Source organism: Paenibacillus paeoniae, from assembly GCF_003388735.1.
In the GTDB taxonomy this organism is placed as follows: Bacteria; Bacillota; Bacilli; order Paenibacillales; family Paenibacillaceae; genus Pristimantibacillus; species Pristimantibacillus paeoniae.
This window is the reverse complement of sequence record NZ_QUBQ01000007.1, coordinates 25,584-44,168: the sequence shown is the minus strand read 5'-3', so window position 1 is coordinate 44,168 and position 18,585 is coordinate 25,584. Positions and strand designations below refer to the sequence as shown.

At 49.6% G+C, this 18,585-nt stretch carries 18 protein-coding genes and 1 riboswitch; of the genes, 7 read left to right on the top strand and 11 right to left on the bottom strand.

Annotated elements, in window-relative coordinates; translation table 11 throughout:
- Positions 1–177: 177 nt before the first annotated feature.
- Positions 178–3,255: an FAD-dependent oxidoreductase gene (locus DX130_RS27135; protein ID WP_240644675.1), complete on the top strand. Its 3,078-nt coding sequence runs from the start codon at positions 178–180 to the stop codon at positions 3,253–3,255.
- 76 nt (positions 3,256–3,331) lie between these two features.
- Here the strand turns inward: DX130_RS27135 and hisC are convergent, their stop codons facing one another.
- The 5 genes from hisC to DX130_RS23475 form a co-directional block, all read right to left on the bottom strand.
- Positions 3,332–4,405, bottom strand: coding sequence for a histidinol-phosphate transaminase (gene hisC, locus DX130_RS23495; RefSeq protein WP_116049543.1), 1,074 nt, complete (start codon positions 4,403–4,405; stop codon positions 3,332–3,334).
- Positions 4,402–4,866 carry a VanZ family protein gene (locus DX130_RS23490; RefSeq protein ID WP_116049542.1) on the bottom strand — a complete coding sequence of 155 codons (465 nt, stop codon included), beginning with the start codon at positions 4,864–4,866 and terminating at the stop codon, positions 4,402–4,404. Before DX130_RS23490 ends, hisC begins: the two co-directional genes overlap by 4 nt.
- 21 nt (positions 4,867–4,887) lie before the next feature.
- The gene (locus DX130_RS23485; RefSeq protein ID WP_116049540.1) at positions 4,888–5,403 is read right to left on the bottom strand and encodes a GNAT family N-acetyltransferase; all 516 of its coding nucleotides are present in this window, start codon (positions 5,401–5,403) and stop codon (positions 4,888–4,890) included.
- The gene (gene mobA / locus DX130_RS23480) at positions 5,400–6,026 is read right to left on the bottom strand and encodes a molybdenum cofactor guanylyltransferase (protein WP_165861431.1); all 627 of its coding nucleotides are present in this window, start codon (positions 6,024–6,026) and stop codon (positions 5,400–5,402) included. The genes DX130_RS23485 and mobA overlap by 4 nt, the downstream gene beginning before the upstream one ends.
- Positions 6,027–6,111: 85 nt before the next feature.
- The gene (locus DX130_RS23475) at positions 6,112–7,788 is read right to left on the bottom strand and encodes a glutamine--tRNA ligase/YqeY domain fusion protein (RefSeq protein ID WP_116049536.1); all 1,677 of its coding nucleotides are present in this window, start codon (positions 7,786–7,788) and stop codon (positions 6,112–6,114) included.
- 224 nt (positions 7,789–8,012) lie between these two features.
- Positions 8,013–8,163, top strand: a riboswitch (cyclic di-AMP (ydaO/yuaA leader).
- Between the two features lie 5 nt (positions 8,164–8,168).
- Between DX130_RS23475 and DX130_RS23470 the strand changes: the two genes are divergently transcribed.
- Positions 8,169–8,660 (top strand): C40 family peptidase, encoded by a 492-nt coding sequence (locus DX130_RS23470; protein WP_116049535.1) that lies wholly within the window; start codon positions 8,169–8,171, stop codon positions 8,658–8,660.
- Positions 8,661–8,684: 24 nt separating this feature from the next.
- Here DX130_RS23470 and DX130_RS23465 read toward each other — a convergent pair whose 3' ends face one another.
- Complete coding sequence (locus DX130_RS23465; protein WP_116049533.1) at positions 8,685–9,935, bottom strand: MFS transporter; 1,251 nt, start codon at positions 9,933–9,935, stop codon at positions 8,685–8,687.
- Between the two features lie 56 nt (positions 9,936–9,991).
- Between DX130_RS23465 and DX130_RS23460 the strand changes: the two genes are divergently transcribed.
- Positions 9,992–10,522: a GNAT family N-acetyltransferase gene (locus DX130_RS23460; protein WP_338068659.1), complete on the top strand. Its 531-nt coding sequence runs from the start codon at positions 9,992–9,994 to the stop codon at positions 10,520–10,522.
- Positions 10,523–10,634: 112 nt separating this feature from the next.
- Here the strand turns inward: DX130_RS23460 and DX130_RS23455 are convergent, their stop codons facing one another.
- Positions 10,635–10,928, bottom strand: a complete 294-nt coding sequence (locus DX130_RS23455; RefSeq protein ID WP_116049530.1) for a hypothetical protein — start codon at positions 10,926–10,928, stop codon at positions 10,635–10,637.
- Positions 10,929–11,255: 327 nt separating this feature from the next.
- Between DX130_RS23455 and motA the strand changes: the two genes are divergently transcribed.
- Positions 11,256–12,062 (top strand): flagellar motor stator protein MotA, encoded by an 807-nt coding sequence (motA, locus tag DX130_RS23450; protein WP_116049773.1) that lies wholly within the window; start codon positions 11,256–11,258, stop codon positions 12,060–12,062.
- The gene (locus tag DX130_RS23445; protein WP_116049528.1) at positions 12,040–12,867 is read left to right on the top strand and encodes a flagellar motor protein MotB; all 828 of its coding nucleotides are present in this window, start codon (positions 12,040–12,042) and stop codon (positions 12,865–12,867) included. Before motA ends, DX130_RS23445 begins: the two co-directional genes overlap by 23 nt.
- Positions 12,868–12,955: 88 nt before the next feature.
- Here DX130_RS23445 and rluF read toward each other — a convergent pair whose 3' ends face one another.
- From rluF to DX130_RS23430, 3 genes are read right to left on the bottom strand one after another with little or no spacing between them, the layout of a single operon-like run.
- The gene (rluF, locus tag DX130_RS23440; RefSeq protein WP_116049527.1) at positions 12,956–13,657 is read right to left on the bottom strand and encodes a 23S rRNA pseudouridine(2604) synthase RluF; all 702 of its coding nucleotides are present in this window, start codon (positions 13,655–13,657) and stop codon (positions 12,956–12,958) included.
- 35 nt (positions 13,658–13,692) lie between these two features.
- Positions 13,693–14,376 carry an NAD(P)H-binding protein gene (locus DX130_RS23435; protein WP_165861430.1) on the bottom strand — a complete coding sequence of 228 codons (684 nt, stop codon included), beginning with the start codon at positions 14,374–14,376 and terminating at the stop codon, positions 13,693–13,695.
- An 8-nt stretch (positions 14,377–14,384) separates the two neighbouring features.
- The gene (locus DX130_RS23430; RefSeq protein WP_116049523.1) at positions 14,385–16,229 is read right to left on the bottom strand and encodes a PAS domain S-box protein; all 1,845 of its coding nucleotides are present in this window, start codon (positions 16,227–16,229) and stop codon (positions 14,385–14,387) included.
- Between the two features lie 224 nt (positions 16,230–16,453).
- On the opposite strand from DX130_RS23430, the gene tadA reads away from it, so the two are divergent.
- Entirely contained in the window at positions 16,454–16,918 is a 465-nt protein-coding gene (gene tadA / locus DX130_RS23425; RefSeq protein ID WP_116049522.1) for a tRNA adenosine(34) deaminase TadA, read from the top strand.
- Positions 16,919–16,921: 3 nt separating this feature from the next.
- Here the strand turns inward: tadA and DX130_RS23420 are convergent, their stop codons facing one another.
- A complete protein-coding gene (locus DX130_RS23420) occupies positions 16,922–17,104 on the bottom strand; it encodes an aspartyl-phosphate phosphatase Spo0E family protein (protein ID WP_240644674.1) in 183 nt (60 codons plus the stop codon).
- Positions 17,105–17,389: 285 nt separating this feature from the next.
- Between DX130_RS23420 and DX130_RS23415 the strand changes: the two genes are divergently transcribed.
- On the top strand, positions 17,390–18,574 hold the full coding sequence (locus DX130_RS23415; protein WP_116049518.1) for a carboxylate--amine ligase: 1,185 nt from the start codon (positions 17,390–17,392) through the stop codon (positions 18,572–18,574).
- Positions 18,575–18,585: the final 11 nt, after the last annotated feature.

The window sequence follows — 18,585 nt, the reverse complement described above, 5'->3', positions numbered from 1 at the left end:
AAAATCCAAAAGCGGCGGCGCCTTCATGGCGACCGCCGTTATTTTATGGTGAATGAACAGCCAATTGTCTTTATTTTTATTGTGTAATTGCATTCTCGCAATCTTGCAAATTCCTATATGATAGTGTTACCATTTAAAGGATTTGGCCCTAATACCGGTAAGAGGAAAGGTAGGATCATGACCAATCAATCCATTGTAAAAAAAGAGCATATCCCCGAGTTGCAACTGGTACGAGCCATTGCGATTATCGGCGTACTGTCGGTGCATGCGAGCGCTGCAGCTACGGTCTACATGAAGGAATCTGCCTATTTCTTCTTTTATAATTTCATTAATATTTTCATGAAGTACGGCACGCCAACCTTTATTTTGCTTAGCAGCTTCGTCCTGTTCTACAGCTATTACGAGCGTCCGCTGGACAAGAAGCTTATCACTAGCTTTTATAAGAAGCGATTACTTTACATCATCGTGCCTTACATCCTTTTTTCAGCTATTTATTTTATTTATATCAAATGGGCGAACAACTTGCCTCTGTGGACAACAGATGCATTCAAAGAATTTTTTGAAAAACTGCTGGAAGGCAGAGTTTATTCGCACTTATATTTTATCTACATAAGCATTCAGTTCTATCTGCTGTTCCCATTGATCCTGTGGGCGGCCCAGCGCTGGCCGCGCATCGTGTACGGCTTTGTGCCGGCAGGCTTCGTCCTGCAATGGATTTTCGTCTACTTCAATTTCTACGATTGGCAATTGGCGAACAAGGGCAGCCTCGCGCTTTCGTATTTCTCGTTTTTCTTCACAGGGGCCTTTATAGGCGTCTTTTTCCCGAAAATCAAGCAGTGGCTGGCGATGACGAAGGACAACGCTACGATCAGCCGCGTCCTCTTTTGGGTTCTGTTGATCGGCGCCTGGCTGGGGCTGGCGCTATATCATGTGAACGTATACTTTAATGCACGTTCTTATGGAACTCGCTACCATGGCTTGTTGTATGAGTTTTTATGGAATTTTCATTCCTTCTTTGCCGCTCTTGTTGTCATTGGGCTCTCGTTCTTCATTTTCCGGCATATGCCAAAATGGATATCGAAGTTCATGTACAGGCTGGGACAGCTGTCGTTCGGCATCTATTTGATCCATCTCTTATTCCTGATGCTGTATGATCGCTACATGCCAACATTCGGCGCGGCATGGATGGAGCATCTCAGCTATTTCGGTAGCTGGGGAGTTATGCTTGTCGCTTCGTGGATTACCGTAGCGTTGGTCTCGCGTTTCGTACCGTTTTCGTGGGTGCTGTTCGGCAATGTGCCTCGCAAAGGATTGCAAATTCCGAACGAGCCTGCCCCTTACAGGAAAAAAATGATGATTGTCGCAACATCCGCCGTGCTTGTCTTGGGCGTTACTGCTGCAGCTGGCTATGCCTGGGTACGCTCCAATGATACGGTTAATACCAACCAAAGACAGGAGCTCATGAAGGTTGCCTATATCGAAGAGGTTCGGGACAGCTATGACGTCATTATTGCCGGCACTGACCCAGAAGGCATCACTGCTGCTATATCCGCAGCAAGGAACGGTCTGAGCGTTCTTCTCGTTGAAGGCAAAAATCGCGAAATACTGGGCGGGCTTATGACCGTCGGCGGACTGAATACGCTTGATCTGAACTACTCGCCGAAGAAGTCTTCCGTTCCGGGCAAACATAATTTTCTGAACAAAGGCATCTTCCAGGAATGGTATAACAAAGTCGAAGGCACATCCTTCGATGTGAATACCGCTGCCAATGCGTTCTATAGCATGGTAAAGGCGGAGAATAATATTGACTTGCTGATGAAGGTCCAATCCATGGTGCCTCTTGAAGAACCAGGCACAGAAGGCAATCAGGTCGTGAAAGGTCTGCGCATTGTGAAGGAAGACGGGACAAGCCTGGACATCGCTGCTCCATCTGTCATTGACGCTACGCAGGACGGCGACCTTGCGGCAGCAGCCGGCGCTCCGTTCACTCAGGGACGCTCGGACATTGGAGATCCTGATGCGCAGATGGCGGTCACACTCGTATTTGCATTAAAAGGCGTAACGCAAGAGGTTTGGGATTCATTCGATAAGATTCCGAATACGGATATTGATTCGATGAGTGCATGGGGCTTCCACGATGCTGCGAACTATGTATCCAGCGATCCCGAGCGGGTGAAGCTTCGCGGACTCAATGTCGGACGTCAGAATGACGATACGATACTCATTAATGCGATGCATCTCTTCGGAATCGATCCGCTTGATCCGGACAGCTTGCAGTCCGCTATTGAGCTAGGCCGGGCAGAAGCGCCGCGCATTGTACAATATTTGAAGGATACGTATGCGGAATTCAATAACCTCGAGCTTGCTTACACATTCGATGAGCTGTATGTCCGCGAGTCGAGACATATTCAAGGGGAGTACCGCTTGACGATGGCTGACTTGATGGCGAACCGCGACCATTGGGATGCTGTAGCCTATGGCTCATACGATGTCGATATTCAAGCGACCAGCAATACGGATACCGGCTTTGTCTTATATTCGCCGCTTCAATACGGTGTACCATTCCGCAGCTTAGTTCCGCAGAAGGTGGACGGCCTGCTTGTGGTGGGACGCGCAGCCAGCTTTGATTCGCTGCCGCACGGCAGCGCACGTGTCATCCCGCTTGGGATGGCCGCTGCTGAGGCGGCGGGACTGGCTGCCAAGATGGCGGCGGAGCACAACATCACCTTCCGAGAGCTGTCGAAGTCAACGGAGTTGATTGCGGAACTTCGCGACAGATTGACCAAGCAAGGCATGGAACTTTCGATGAATGCTTTTGAGACGCCTTATTATATGAAACATAAAGCATACAAGGGCCTTGTGGCAGCTGTCAGCATGCTTCTGACAAGCGGCAACCACGATAATATGGCTTACGATCTTGATGGCAAATCCAATATGCAGCGCATTGTCTACAGCATGAATCGCGTGAAGAAGCAGCATTCGGACTATTTCCACGGCGATCCTGCCGTAGCTATTGCCGGCGTGGATACGCCGACCGAACAGAAACTGACACTCGACCAAGCTGTCAAAACGATTGCTAATGCAATGGATAACGAAAAAGCTGAATCCCTCACGGTGGACGAGTTCTTGAATAACGGCTGGCTGAAGCAGGAGACCATCAATCAGATTACGGATCAAACTGCGATGACAAACGGGGAATTTTTCATGGTGCTTCGGGATGTTATTGAATATTACGCTGGCGTAGTATATGAATAATAGCAGCGTATAAATAAGGGGTGCCGCTTGGCCAATTGCTGGCTATAGCGGCACCCTTTTTATCTTCAAATCGATATTAAGACAGCTCTCCTACACTCTCTTTCAGAGCCGTTAGGAAGGCGTCCATCTCCTCGTCCGTTCCAATACTTACACGTAGATATTGATCAATGCGCGGGGAAGCAAAATAGCGTACCAGTATCCCCTTCTCGCGAAGCCGCAGGAACAACTCCTTCGCGGCAATAGCCGGATGCGAGATGAAGAGGAAATTCGCTTTGGAATCGGTCAGCTTGAAGCCTAAGCCCGCAACCTCTCCAGCCACTCGCTCACGCGTTTGAATGACCTTATCCGTCGTCTCGCGGAAGTACGCTTCGTCTTGCAGGGAGGCGACCGCACCATAGAGTGCCAGTCTGTCCAGCGTATAGGAATTGAATGAGTTTTTGATCCGGTCCAGCCCTTCGATCAGCTCCTCCGAGCCGAAAGCCATACCTACGCGCAGTCCAGCAAGCGACCTTGATTTGGACAACGTCTGGATGACAAGCAAGTTGGGATGACGCGGAATAAGCTCCACCGCAGATTTCCCGCCAAAGTCGATATAGGCCTCATCAATAATGACGACGCGATCCGGATTGCGCTCCAATATCGATGCTAGGTCAGAGAGCGGCAACAGCTTGGCTGTAGGCGCATTCGGATTCGGCAGAATAATGCCGGTGTGCTCCTCGTTGCCTGAGAATTGCTCCAAAGGAATCGCAAAGTCCTCATCTACCGGAATCAGCTTTGGCTGCAAACCGAACATTTTGGCATATACCTTGTAGAAGCTGTATGTAATGTCGGGGAATAAGACCGGTTTCGCCGGATCAAAAAAAGCAGCGAACGCAAAGGCCAGCACCTCGTCGGAGCCGTTGCCCACAAATACTTGCTTCTCTGTCAGCCCGTAATAGTGAGCGGCTTCCTTCACCAGAATATCGCAGGTAGGGTCAGGGTATAGCCTAAGATCGCTATTCGCAGCAGATGTGATAGCTTCAATCGCCTTAGGAGAAGGCGGATACGGATTTTCATTTGTATTCAGCTTGATATAGGATTTGTCCTTCGGCTGCTCGCCCGGCACATAGGGCTCTAGCGACCCTGCCAGCGGACTCCAATAGTTGCTCATCGCTTCTCTCTCCTCATGAATGACCGGGTCAGCATCAAACCAATCCAAGCGCCGGCCGTATTCAATATAATATCGTCAATATCAAAGCTGCCGACCCGCAGCAGCATTTGAGCTGTTTCGATGATTCCAATGATGATAACAGTAGCCGCAATTAGCATCAAGCTGCTCCGAAAGCGTGTATTCAGCAGCGGAAGGAACATGCCGATCGGGATGAATAAGACCAAGTTGCCGAACAGATTTTTGAACCAGGTATCAAAGTTAAAATGATCGCGATACACCACATAATGCTTGATCGTATCAAATGGAATAAGATTGTACGCATAGCCGTCCATCATGAAACGGTTCCGCAGAAACAACAAATTCAGCATGATCAAGGCATATAGCAAAGCAAGCAGCGTCACCGTCACGTTAAAGCCAGTATGTCTGCTGAAGGCTTTTCGATACAGCTTGACGTCGATCACCCCTTTCGTTCGTTACCGCCGCTAGACTGTGTCTATTCTTCGTCCCATAATGACGAGGTCCCGTTCTATGTCATCAAGTGTCGCCACTCGAGGCAGAAGACCGTATTGCATGAACCCGTATTTGCGAAGCAGCCGTAAACTTGGTTCGTTATGACCAAATACGAATCCGAGCAGTGTCGTCAGTCCCAGTCTCGGACATTCCGCGATCGCCCGTTCCACAAGGAAGGATCCAAGTCCCTTGGCTCGCTGTTCCTCCGCGATGTAGATACTGATCTCCGCAGTAGCCTGATAAGCTGGCCGCCCATAGAAGGACTGGAAGCTCATCCACGCGCCAATCTCCCCATCCTCCATCCGAACCACCCAGATGGGATGCTTCTCTGGAGTATGCGCATCAAACCATGCTTGCCGACTCTCTGCCGTTACAGGCTCCAAATCCGCCGTTACCGTCCGGCTTTCTATCGTGGAATTATAGATCTCGACGATCCGCTGCAAGTCTTCCTGCATTGCCTCATGAATGTTATAGAGGGGTATGTTCATGATCCATCTCTCCGCATTCTATTCAAATATTGTTGGTAATCCTCTTGCGTGTTCATATTGTACAATCCATCTGACAGCTCCGATTGTGCAGCTTCTAAGGGCAAGACCGTGGCGTTCAGCCCGCCGATGAACGACATCACACGCAGGTTCTTCTGCTGCAACGCTACTTCCAATAACGCTGTCACACGAGAATGATAAAGGGCATGAAAGGGCTGTCCTTCCGTGCAGATTACATCGGAGCCGCTTGTTCTGGCTTCCAACAGCCGTTGAAGCAATGACACGGATAGATCCGGCATATCGCATGCCGTCACGAACACATACCCTTCTTCTCGAATCGCGCAGAGGCCTGCATGCAATCCCGCCAAGGGACCCGCTCCGCGATAACGATCTTCTGCGAATTGAAGTCTCGTATCTGGGAGCAAGCCCCCGAGGACATCGCGGTACTTCTCTGTCCGGTCTCCCGAGCCAGACGCTATCGTTACATTCTCCGTTACGCCCATCAGCTTGCGGACCAACCGCCTTAACAGAGTTTCTCCTTCCATGAACAGGAGCGCCTTGTCCTGACCCATTCGGCTGCTCTGACCGCCTGCCAGTACGATGCTGTGGCGAAGCTTATCCGGCATCCTTCCCGCTCCTTCCATTCCAAACGAACAACAGCCTGCCAAGCGGAAGGCTTGACAGGCTGTTGCCTAACCGAAGCGAATTCCTCTAGGCCTTGGCAGGATCGAATGAGCTCTTCAACGAAACGATACGGTTAATAATGAGCTTCTGGGATGTGGAAACCTTCGGATCTACATTAAAGTAGCCGTGGCGGAAAAATTGAAACTTGTCGCCGCCCTCCGCCTCTTTCATGCCCGGTTCTACAAAACCTTGCTCCACTTGGAGGGAATTCGGATTAATCCGCTCCAGGAACGACGTGTTCTCTTCTTTGGACTCATCTGCAATCAACGGCTCGAACAAGCGGAATTCTGCCGGAATGGCTTGAGAAGCTTCCACCCAGTGAATAGTCCCCTTTACCTTGCGCGCATTGAAGCCACTGCCGCTCTTGGTCTCCGGGTCATACGTGCAGTGCAGCTCCACAACCTCGCCGTTCTCATCCTTGATCACATCTTGACAAGTAATGAAATAAGCATGCTTCAGACGCACTTCATTACCAGGGAACAAACGGAAGTATTTGTTCGGCGGATTCTCCATAAAGTCGTCGCGCTCGATATAGATTTCGCGGGAGAACGGAATTTGGCGGGTCCCCATAGCTTCATTCTCCGCATTATTCTCTGCATCCAGAAGCTCCGTCTGACCTTCCGGGTAATTCGTGATGACGACCTTTAGCGGGCGAAGCACCGCCATCGTACGAAGCGCCTTCAGCTTCAGATCCTCCCGGATAAAATGCTCCAGGTTCCGCTCATCCACGATGCTATTGCTCTTCGCTACGCCAATCTCCCGACAGAATGTGCGAATAGCCTCGGCTGTAAAGCCCTTCCGGCGCATACCGCTAATCGTTGGCATACGAGGATCGTCCCAGCCTTCTACGGCACCTTCGTCCACCAGCTGTTTCAAATAGCGCTTGCTCATCACCGTATTCGTTATATTAAGACGAGCGAATTCGTATTGACGCGGCTGCGAATCCATCTCGCATTCTGCAATGGCCCAGTCATACAACGGACGATGATCTTCGAATTCAAGCGTACAGATGGAATGCGTGACACCTTCAATGGCGTCGCTCAGCGGATGTGCATAGTCATACATCGGATAGATATGCCACTCGTTGCCTGTGCGATGATGGTGCGCATGAGAAATACGGTACAGAACCGGATCGCGCAACGTAATATTCGGGGATGCCATATCGATCTTGGCCCGAAGGACCCGCTCGCCTTCCTTGAACTCGCCAGCGCGCATGCGCGCGAACAAATCCAGATTCTCCTCCACGCTGCGATCGCGGAAAGGGCTCTCCTTGCCAGGTTCCGTGAGCGTTCCTCTCATCTCGCGAGTTTGCTCCGCGGACAGATCGCATACATAGGCTTTGCCTTTCTTAATAAGCAGAACGGCGCGATTATACAGTTCTTCGAAATAATCGGAAGCGAATCGCAGCTCATCCCATTGAAATCCGAGCCATTGCACATCTTCCTTAATCGCATCTACGAATTCCGTATCTTCCTTCGCCGGATTCGTATCGTCAAACCGCAGATTCGTCTTGCCCTTGAACTCGTCGGCGAGCTCAAAATTCAGGCAGATCGACTTCGCATGTCCGATATGCAAATAGCCGTTAGGCTCCGGCGGAAAACGAGTAATAACTTCCTGCACTCGGCCGCTCTTCAAATCTTCTACAACAATATTTTTAATAAAGTTCGAGGATGATGTCTTATTAGGTTCCACAGCACTCTCCATCACGACCAACCTTTCCCGTTAAATAGTTTTCTATTTATAATACACAAAAATCATTGAAATTACACGCCAGATTAGGTGTCAGAGCTTGACTGAAATGATGTATATGTCTATATTTTTGTCTGCCCGAATTGTGCTATCGTGTATATCTCGATTTGTATTATTAAAATCTACTCATTTTCAACACGAATCTACAGTTTCCATTTATTATATTGGTTAAAGATGTGAAAACAAAATTGCCTAATTCCCGCTAGGGAAACGGGGGAACCACTTTGGGTGAATTGATCTTGACGCACGGCACACCGGGCGCCTGAGAGATCATAGGGAACCTTCAACCGAACCCCACAGCTAACCTCGTCGGCACCGGAAGGAGCTTCACCAAGTTGAAGAAGAAAGTAAGCGTCATCTTGGCGGGCCTTGTACTTATGCTCGCTTTCCAGGCTGGAAGCGCCCTTGCAAGCGCGATCAAGATGGATGGCATCATTGAGGAATTGATCGGAACCCGTTATTCCTACGGCGGAACAACGACAAAGGGTTTTGATTGTTCCGGATTTACAAGCTATGTGTTCAATAAGATGGGCATTGACTTGCCTCGCAGATCAGCGGACCAAGCTAACGCTGGTACGAAAGTCGCGAAAGCCGACCTTCAACCAGGCGATCTGGTATTCTTCGACACTAGCGGCAAAAACAACGGCGGAATCTCTCATGTAGGCATCTACGTTGGAGACGGTAACTTCGCTCATGCTTCTACAAGCAAAGGCGTTATTATCGAGAAGCTGGATTCTTCCTACTACAAGCCACGCTATGTAACGGCTGCACGTGTATTGGACGAATCGCAATATGAGAAATTTATCATTGCTGCTGAGAAGCAATAATTTAACGCAAAGAGGTTGCCCCGATTAAGTGGGGGCAACCTCTTTTTCCTTGATCCGATTGAACTGACTTCGTCCGGTCATGATGAGCATAACCAATACGACAAGCAATGCTAGAACTAAGGCGGATAAATAATAGAGCGTCGGTCCCGTGGAGAAGCGATCCATGAACCAGCCCGTTAACCGAGGGAAGACCGCCCCGCCTATGCCGCCAAGTGCAACAAGCAGGCTTGTCGTTCGCTCCGTCATGCCCGGCAGCAAGCCATTCGCATACACGAGCGCGATACCGAAGACACCAGAAAAGCACAATCCGCTAAGGGCAATCAAGGCTAGCAGCAAAGCTTGCTGCTCGAAGACGATCATCCCCACAAAAACGACAGCCGCCGCTGCTGTAGTAATGAACAAATATTTCGCATAGCCGATACGATCGGCAATGATGCCGGCGAACAGCCTACCCAGCACCATCGTTCCCCAGAACAAGCTGAGCGCAGCAGTAGCCGTTGAATCGGTCATGCCTGTTCGCAAGATGAGAATCGAAGGCAAATAATTCGAGAAGCTCATCTCCATGCCTACATAGATCAAGAAAAACGCCGCACTTAACGCAAGAAAAGGAATGGACTTGGGCGCATATCCGAGCAAGCCTGTATTTGGCGACTTATACTGCGGCATGGCGGCAGCTTGCTGAACGCTGCCCTCTCCTCCGACTGCCGCCCGCTGCGGCGGACTTAAGCTATCGTCCAGACAGCCGAAAGACATCGTCAGCCACAGAACAAAAGTAATGCCGGCCATAGCAGCAAGAATAGGAAAGGAGAGCTGCCATACATGCTGCTGGATAAGCAGCGCTGCCGTTATCGGTATGAGAAGGGCACCAATCCCGAAGAAGGTCTCCAGCCGGCTCATAGCCGACGCCTTTCCCTTCATAAGATCAATAATGGTCGCACCTACAATCGCTTCCGTCATGCCAAAGCCAATACCGGCTATCGGAGCAAAGGCGAGCATCCAGCCCCAGGGCAACAGCAAGCTGTATGCAGCTTCGCTCAAGGTAAGCAGCGCCATGGCAACCAGGACGGCCCCCCGTTTCCCGATCCTGCTCGTCAGAGCGGGAGCCAGCAGAACACCGAACATAAATCCGATAAATTGGTTCATGATCCATTGTCCGCCATCTTTATAGGTAATACCATAATGAGTAATCAATTGCTCCAGCAACGTTCCGCCGATCACATGCGCAATACCAATGACCAAATACGAGAGGCAGCCCATCCACAGCAGTTTCTTCATTACTACCGACTCCCTATCCTTACGCCCGATCGACGTCATCTGCTATAATCTAATGTATGATAAACCATAACCATAACACCTTCTATTATAAACCAAACCAGCCGTTAATGACCATTCAGACCATGACCGAGGAACATGCCCGAGAACTATGCGAGTGGCGATATGCCCCTCCATGGGATATCTACAATTGGGCTTCATGGGAGAGCATGAAGAAGGACGGGGTCGAATTGGGCGATCCCGTCCTTCGTACGACGCAATATGGGGCTGTAGTGGACGAGCGTGGCTCACTTTTCGGATACGTCCAATTTTTCCCGTTAGGTCATGTCACCAGACTGGGCCTTGGGCTTCATCCCGATCGGTTAGGCCAAGGATTAGGCGCGCTTCTTGTTCGAACCATCGTCGAAGAAGCGCTCCGCCGGTCGCCCGGTAATGAGGTCGATCTGGAGGTTGCAAGCTGGAATACACGTGCCATCCGCGTCTATGAAAGCGTAGGATTCCGCATTGATGAAACGTATGATCGGCCTACTTCAAATGGAGAGGTTGAATGTCACTGCATGATCTATGATCCTTCACTGCCATGTCCATAAACCCCTGTCGCTCCTGTATAGAGCGGCTCCACAACCATCCCCCGGTCTCCAGATCCATATATGTTCTGGAGACTCTTCATGAAAACATCTATTCAATTGTGATGGCTTCCCCTTAAACTAACCGTATAATTTGAATTACATTGTCACCCTGTGACACTTCAATGACATGATGCTTGTTATTATACGCAATGGCTCCGCCGCCAATGGCGATAACGGGATCTTCTCCCAGCCCAAAAAAAACATCGTCCGCAAGAGCTTCCATTACTTCTTGGCGCTCCTCTGCGGCAAGTGCCGCCCATTCCTCCGGCTCCATCTCGAAGAACGAGTAGCTTCCTTCGATTTCCCCCACTGCTACTGTCAATTCCTTCAATATATCCGCGTACTCGCGCGCGTGACGAACTCCCATCTCACATACAGCTCCTTAAATTTAGTGAACACTTTTGTTTACTATAATCTCAGAATACCCTTTTGACGATATAAATAGAAGTAGACCAGCGTAAACGGCCGAAGCTAATTCTAATAGCGTCAGCTCGTCTCGCGTAGAAATCCAAAAAACGCTATGGGAGACATTGTCCATATAAGCTTGGATTTAAAGCGAAAACGACCAAACCAGCCATAAGGGCTGAAGTTCGTTTTCGCAGGACAGATGGATTGGTGAATATGAGACGGGCATACGCATCAGGCTTATGTCTTCTTATACCATAAACTATTGATAACATGGACGGGGTGTATGATGAAGAACTCAACTATTATTGGTCTCGTGGTAGGTCTAATCGCTGTGCTTGGCGGTATGGTGATCAAGGGCGCAAGTCTGACATCTTTGTTAAATCCCGCAGCCTTTATGATCATCATTCTCGGTACGGTAGCCTCGGTTTTGATTGCATTCCCGATGGCAGAACTGAAGAAGATTGGCGCCTTGTTCAAAATCGTCTTCTCCGAGCAGAAGCTTACGTCTCGCGAGGAGCTTATCAGCAAATTTATGGAGTGGGCATCCATTACGCGCCGCGAAGGCTTGCTGGCGCTTGAAGCCCGTGTTGAAGAAATCGAAGATTCATTCCTGCGCAACGGAATGCGCATGATCATTGATGGCAATGATCAGGATCTTGTCCGCGATGTGCTGCTTGAGGATATCGCCGCTACAGAAGAGCGCCATAAGGCAGGCGCCCTGATCTTCACTCAAGCCGGTACCTATGCGCCTACGCTTGGTGTACTCGGTGCCGTCGTCGGTCTCGTAGCTGCATTGTCCGATATGAGCGAGATGGAGAAGCTTGCCCACGCGATCGCTGGCGCATTCATTGCAACGCTGCTCGGTATCTTTACAGGTTATGTATTATGGCATCCGATTGCCAATAAGCTAAAACGGATTTCCAAACAGGAGATTCAAATCCGTCTTATGATGCTGGAGGGCTTGTTATCCATCCAGTCGGGCGTCTCTACCATCGCGATTAACCAGAAGTTGTCCGTCTTCCTAACACCGACAGAGCGGAAGAAGCTGAGAGAGAAGGAGGAAGGGGACGTTGAGCAAAAAGCGCAAGCATGAGGAACATGAAGAGCATGTAGACGAATCCTGGCTGATTCCTTACGCTGACCTGCTGACCCTTCTGCTCGCTTTGTTCATCGTTCTCTATTCCATGAACTCTGTGGACGTGAAGAAGTTTGAGGATATGTCTCGGGCTTTCAGCGTTGCCCTGAGCACCGGAAGCGGCGTACTGGATCTTCCTTCCGTTGTCCAGAACGGAAACGATCCGGACAAGAAGGATCAAGATGCCGACGACAAGGAAAATGAACAAGACAAAGAAGATGAGGGCAAGCTCTCTGATGCCGAGCTTCAAGAGTTAATCAAGCGCGAGGAAGCAGAACTTGAGGATTTGAAGAAAAAAATTGATGACTATATCGACAAAAAAGGTCTAACTAGCGATCTGGAAACCCAGATGAATATGTCCCAGCTGCTCATAACAATCAGCGATAATGCCTTATTCGCGCCGGGACAAGCTACAGTCAAACCTGAAGCAAAGGAACTGGCTACAGCTATTGCGACTATGCTCCAGCAGTATCCGAAATACGATATTATCGTTGCCGGGCATACAGATGATACACCGGTGAACCGTGCCGAATTCCGCTCCAACTGGGATCTCAGCTCCATGCGCGCTGTTCGCTTCATGGACATCATGCTTGAGAATCAGGATCTGGATCCGAAACGCTTCACTGCCAGTGGATATGGGGAATATCATCCGGTTGCCGAGAATACAACGGCTGACAACAAAGCCAAAAACCGACGTGTTGAAGTATCCATTATTCACACCTATGTGAATACATCGAATCCACAAAAGCTAAAAGCCCAATAGCGAAGGCAGTATGCTTCGCAACTATAGGAGGAGCCGCCGGGCTGTAGGCCGGGCGGCTCTTCTCTTTTTGAACCTATACGAACTTGCACTACTGCGGCGTATAATGGAGCATATCGAACAGCTCCCTGCGCTCGCCTTCCGTCAAATCCCGCCACTTGCCAACCGGGAGCTCGTCCAATCGAATATTCATGACGCGAACACGCTTCAGACGGCGGACATGAAAACCGAACGCCTCGCACATTCTGCGAATTTGCCGGTTGCGGCCTTCGGTCAAGATAATACGAAACGTCCGCTCCGCCACTCTTGTCACTTTGCATGGAAGTGTCATGCTGCCCAATATTTTAACCCCTTGGGATATTCCCTTTACAAAAGCTTCCGTAAGTGGCTTATCTACCGTCACGATATATTCCTTCTCATGCTTTCCTTCGGAACGCAAGATTGGATTCACGACATCGCCGTCATTCGTCAATAGAATGAGTCCCTCTGAATCCTTGTCCAGTCGGCCAATAGGGAAAATTCGCTCCGCATGTCCCACGAAATCGACGATATTTCCTCTAATATGCCGTTCTGTCGTACTCGTTATGCCGACTGGTTTATTAAGGGCTATATACACATGACGCTTCTGCGCGCCAATGCGTTTGCCGTTCACTCGAACATCATCGCCCTGCTCAGCTTGGCTGCCAAGCTCAGCTTTGAGACCGTTAATCGTCACTTTCCCGCTCTCGACAAGCTTATCGGCCTCTCGCCGGGAGCAATATCCTGTCTCACTAATAAATTTATTGATCCTCAACTGTCATTCACCCCGCTGTAGCGTATCCTACACGATCAAGATCTCTCGCGCAACCGTCTTGCCTGCTCCGCGATGACATGCGATGATAGGATGCTCTCGTCCGCTTCTTCCGCAAACAGAGCTACATGCAGCATCCCCTCCGCTATCTCGCGTGCGGTTATCGGCCTATATTTGCTCTTTGGTCCTCCGAACAAGAAAGGCAACTTGGCATAGAGCTTCACTGCCGCCGATTCTCCTAACCGATGTTCTTGCCTGTCTCCCAGGATAAGAGAAGGTCGGAAAATATGCAATCGACTTAATTGAAGTCGCTGCAAGTCTTTCTCCACCCTCCCTTTTACCTTACTGTAAAAAAAGATGGAGGCTTCATCCGCGCCCATAGCCGTTATAATCAGCAGTCGAGCCGCATGATATCGCTTCGCCAATCGTCCTAGCGCCATGGGATAGCCATAATCCACCCGTTCGAATTGCTCCTTGGAGCCGGCCTTCTTTCTTGTCGTTCCGAGCGCGCAGTATACATCACTGTTCTCGAACAGGACACCCGGCAGCTCTTCCAAGCGCTCATACTCGACCACAAGCTGCTCCAGCCGTTCATGCGCAATAGGCAGCTTGCGCCGGACCAACACTGTTACTTTGCTGTAATCCTCACGGCTCAGCAACAGCTTCACCAATTCTCCCCCAACCAAGCCCGTCGCTCCCGCAATGACCGCCTTTCGTTCCACTCGCTTTCTCAGCTCCCTTGACGATGACCCTCTGATTCCAGTATATCTCCCTTCCCTTCCCCTTTCAAAGCGGGCAGCGTAACCTTCACGGAAGTGCCCACATTGACCTGACTCTGAATATCAAGTGTCCCTTGATGACTGTGAATGATCCGCTGACTAACCATAATACCAAGTCCCGTACCCGTCTCCTTGCCCGTAAAGAAAGGATCGCCGATCTTGGAGATCATCTCCTCCGGAATGCCGACGCCTTCATCTGTAATCGAGATCGCAATACTGCTGCCTTTCTTCTGTATCGAGATATGAATGGGCCCCCCTTGAGGCATCGCTTCAATTCCATTCTTCAATAGATTGATAAACACTTGCTTCAATTGGTTCTCCTCGCAAGAGATCAAGCAAGGCTCTTCCGTAATGACTGTGCGGAATACGATATTGTGCAAATGAGCTTCACTGTCTAGAAATCGCAGCACATCCTGAAGCACATCCCGGACATCCTTTGTTACAAACTTGGTTGCCTGCGGCTTGGCCAAAATTAGAAACTCACCTACGATCAGATTAATCCGGTCCAGCTCGGACAACATCAGGGTCACATGGGATAAGTTCAAAGCCTTGCTCTGGAGCTGCAGCTGCAGGAAGCCTCTAAGCGTAGTAAGCGGATTCCTAATCTCATGGGCAACGCCTGCGGCCAGCTGCCCCACTGTCGTCAGCTTCTCAGAGCGCCTTAGCAGCTCTTCCATACGGTTCCGGCTGCGCATATCCCTGCAGGTGCTGGCGAAGGCCCGGATGGTGCCGTCGGAATCGCGTATGGGCGATACGGTCACGCTGACAGGAATAATTTCACCCGTTTTTGTGACGCGGAGCGTCTCCTGCGCCGGCAGTTTCTTGCCCGCCAGGAGCAAGCCAATCATCTGGCGTTTCTCCATGCGATGAGTCTCCGGCGTAGTTGGATATTTTTTGCCCAGCACCTCGGCCTCCTCGTAGCCGAACAACTGCTCGAACGCTCGATTGACCTGGATGACCTTGCCCTCCAGATCCATTAGATGAATCGCGTCGTTAGAATGATTAATGAAAGATTCCAGATGTTCCTTCATCCGGCGATTTTCTTCGAATGCCTTGCGAAGCTTGCTCATATAAATACTCAAGTTCTGGGACATGGCGTTAATCTTGAGGGCGAGCAGGCCGAATTCGTCCTTCCGCTTAATCTGTATTGGCTTATGAAACCTGACGGAGGACACCTCATTAACCTTCCACAAAATATCCTTGAGCGGACGAATCATCAGGCCGACAAGCCAATAGATCACCACAATCATGAGCAGCAGAAAAAGTCCGGTATACATAAGTGTATAGTCTCGCTTCATCCCGACCAAAGCCGTAATGCTGGTCCGATCGTATACCATGCTCACAACATAATCGTTATCACTTAGATTCTCGCTCATATAGAAGCTTCTTAAGTACTCATGACCCTCGAACGTCAAGTCACGCAGGTCATAGCTGCCCGGCCTCGACGCTTGCACAAACGGCCGATCGTTGTTAGCATCAAGATAAGTATAAGAACCATACACAACACGAGCTGTTTCTTTCTCGAATACCGTTATTTCCTTAATATCAGGATTGATGGTATGAAGCATATTGAAGAGGAAAGCCGGAGCATGCGCTGTACCGTCCACATTCACTGCTTCCGATTTCTCGTAAGCCATGATGTATTCGGCTGCATGGACAGACGTGCTCTCCATGGAATCAACCATCAAATCTTTTATTCCATTGACCATCGAATATTCGCTTAACAGATGGTATAGAATGACTACAGCAAACAGCATGAGCGAAATAACAAGGGACAGCTTCGTCTTAATCGACAATGAACGACACACCCTTTTTGCAAGATGATCGGTTGGACGTAGATCCAAATGACTATTCACATTTCATTCACACAGTCAACAGAAGTTATACACAGCAGTGGATGGATTGTGAATAATTATGTGAATATCAAATTAGTTATCCACAATTTTATCAACAGTATGTTAACAACGGAATATTTGTTCGTTGAATAAATCTATAAGTAGAACAAGGAGTCTAGTTCATCATGAAGAGAGAAGAAGAAGATCGTCGTTGGATGCTGGAGGCGATCGCCGAAGCCCGGAAAGCTGAGCAAATCGGTGAGGTACCTATTGGAGCAGTCGTTGTACGCGGCGATGAAATCATTGGCCGCGGTCATAATTTGCGTGAAACCAGCCTCGACCCTACCGCACATGCCGAGCTGGTCGCGATCAGAGATGCCTGCGAGCAGATTCAAGCATGGCGCCTGCTGGATTGTACGCTGTATGTCACGCTGGAGCCTTGTCCGATGTGTGCGGGCGCCATCGTGCAGTCCAGGGTCAAGAGAGTCGTCTACGGTACGACAGACCCCAAAGCAGGATGTGCCGGAACGCTCATGAACCTACTACAAGAGCCCCGTTTCAATCACGAAACGGAGCTCACAAGCGGCGTCCTTCAATCGGAATGCGCTGGGCTGCTTACCCAGTTCTTTCGTCGACTCCGCGGCCGGTAACACTTATCTATGTTTTTCTCGATGTGCGGAAGTTAATTCGAACTCGGTCCGCTGAATATGTTGGAGCGCAACAATAAGCTGATCCGCTTCCTCGCTGATCGCTAAGACGGCCGGATCGGTCAAACTGCCTCGCACTTCGGCGATCTCATGAAGCTTTTGCCGAAGCGATTGCAACTGTCTAAGCAAGTGATTTTTATCCATGGTCGCTTCGAGGCACACTCCTTATCTAGTAATCATGTGGCAATAGTTCCATTATACTCCGTGAAAATCGAAGAGTTTGTAAAAACATGTCGACGGATGACTACAATTTTTAGGCATTATTCGACAAATAAAGGCTATTGGTTCCATATAATAGTACTGTAGTCCCAATGCGCTTGCAAGCCCGCTTTCTCCTGAAGGTGTGCAATTGTATTATAAGAAGCGATACAGTAAAATGACTTCATACCACTATAGAATAGCGGGTTGATCATAATGTGCGCAAAAGCAGTCATTCTTGGGTGCAACTATTATATCGGCTTAAGTGCCCTCCGCTGTTTGGGCCAATTCGGCATACATACCGTAGCTGTGGATTATTCAGAGGAACGCGCCTATGGCGCGCTGTCCAAATATACGTCGGAACGCTTGATTTCACCGCATTACAAGCAGGATAAAGACGCCTTCATCACGTTTTTGAAAAATTATGGCCGTATGCAGCAGGAGCCTCCCGTATTGATTCCTTGCCACGATTCGTATGTAGAGGTCATCGATGAGCATCTGGAGGAGCTGCGGGAGCTGTACCGCATTCCTCAAACCGAGCAAGGTTTATATACGAAAGTGATGAACAAGGAATCGCTTCACCGTATAGCTCAACAATATGGAATGAACGTCCCTGAGACCTTGAGTCCCGACGATGAGGGGTTTCTGGATCGGGTCGAGAAGGAGCTCAAATACCCTTGCATTGTCAAGCCCGCTGACTCGCCTTCGTTCGTCGCCGTATTCCGCCATAAGCTCTTCAAGGTGCATAATCAAGCTGAGCTGGAGAAAACGCTGACTAAGGTGCGGGAGGCAGGACTTGAGGTCATCGTGCAGCGGATTATACCCGGATTCGATGATCATATGTATACCTTTGATGCTTATTTGAATCAACACGCTAAAGTTACTCATTGGGTCACCTGTCAGAAGTATCGGCAGTTTCCAATCAACTTCGGCGCATCCGTCTATACCGGACAGAAATATGTGCCCGAGCTTCGCCAGATTGGCGGGGCATTCCTGGAGAACATCGGATGGAAAGGTTTTGCTGAAATCGAGTTCAAAAGGGATGCAGAGACCGGGACCTTTTATCTCATTGAAGTAAATGTCCGGATGACCAATCTGAACGAGCTGTTGCGGCAAGTAGGCATCAACTTCCCTTATGTGACTTATCGGGAGATGACAGGCACCCCCGTAGAGCCTCATGCCATTACGAAAGATATGAACCGAGTGTTCTGGTACAGCTATGAGGATATGCTGGCGATTCGCGACTACATAAAGACCAAGCAACTGACAGTGTGGCAAGTGATCCGGTCGTTGCTTAGGCCGAAGGCCTATGCGATCTGGTCCTGGAGCGATCCCAAGCCGGGGCTGGCCTTTGCGTCGATGACGCTGGGCAAGATATGGAGCAAATTTCGAAGAAGATAGTTTATAAGAAT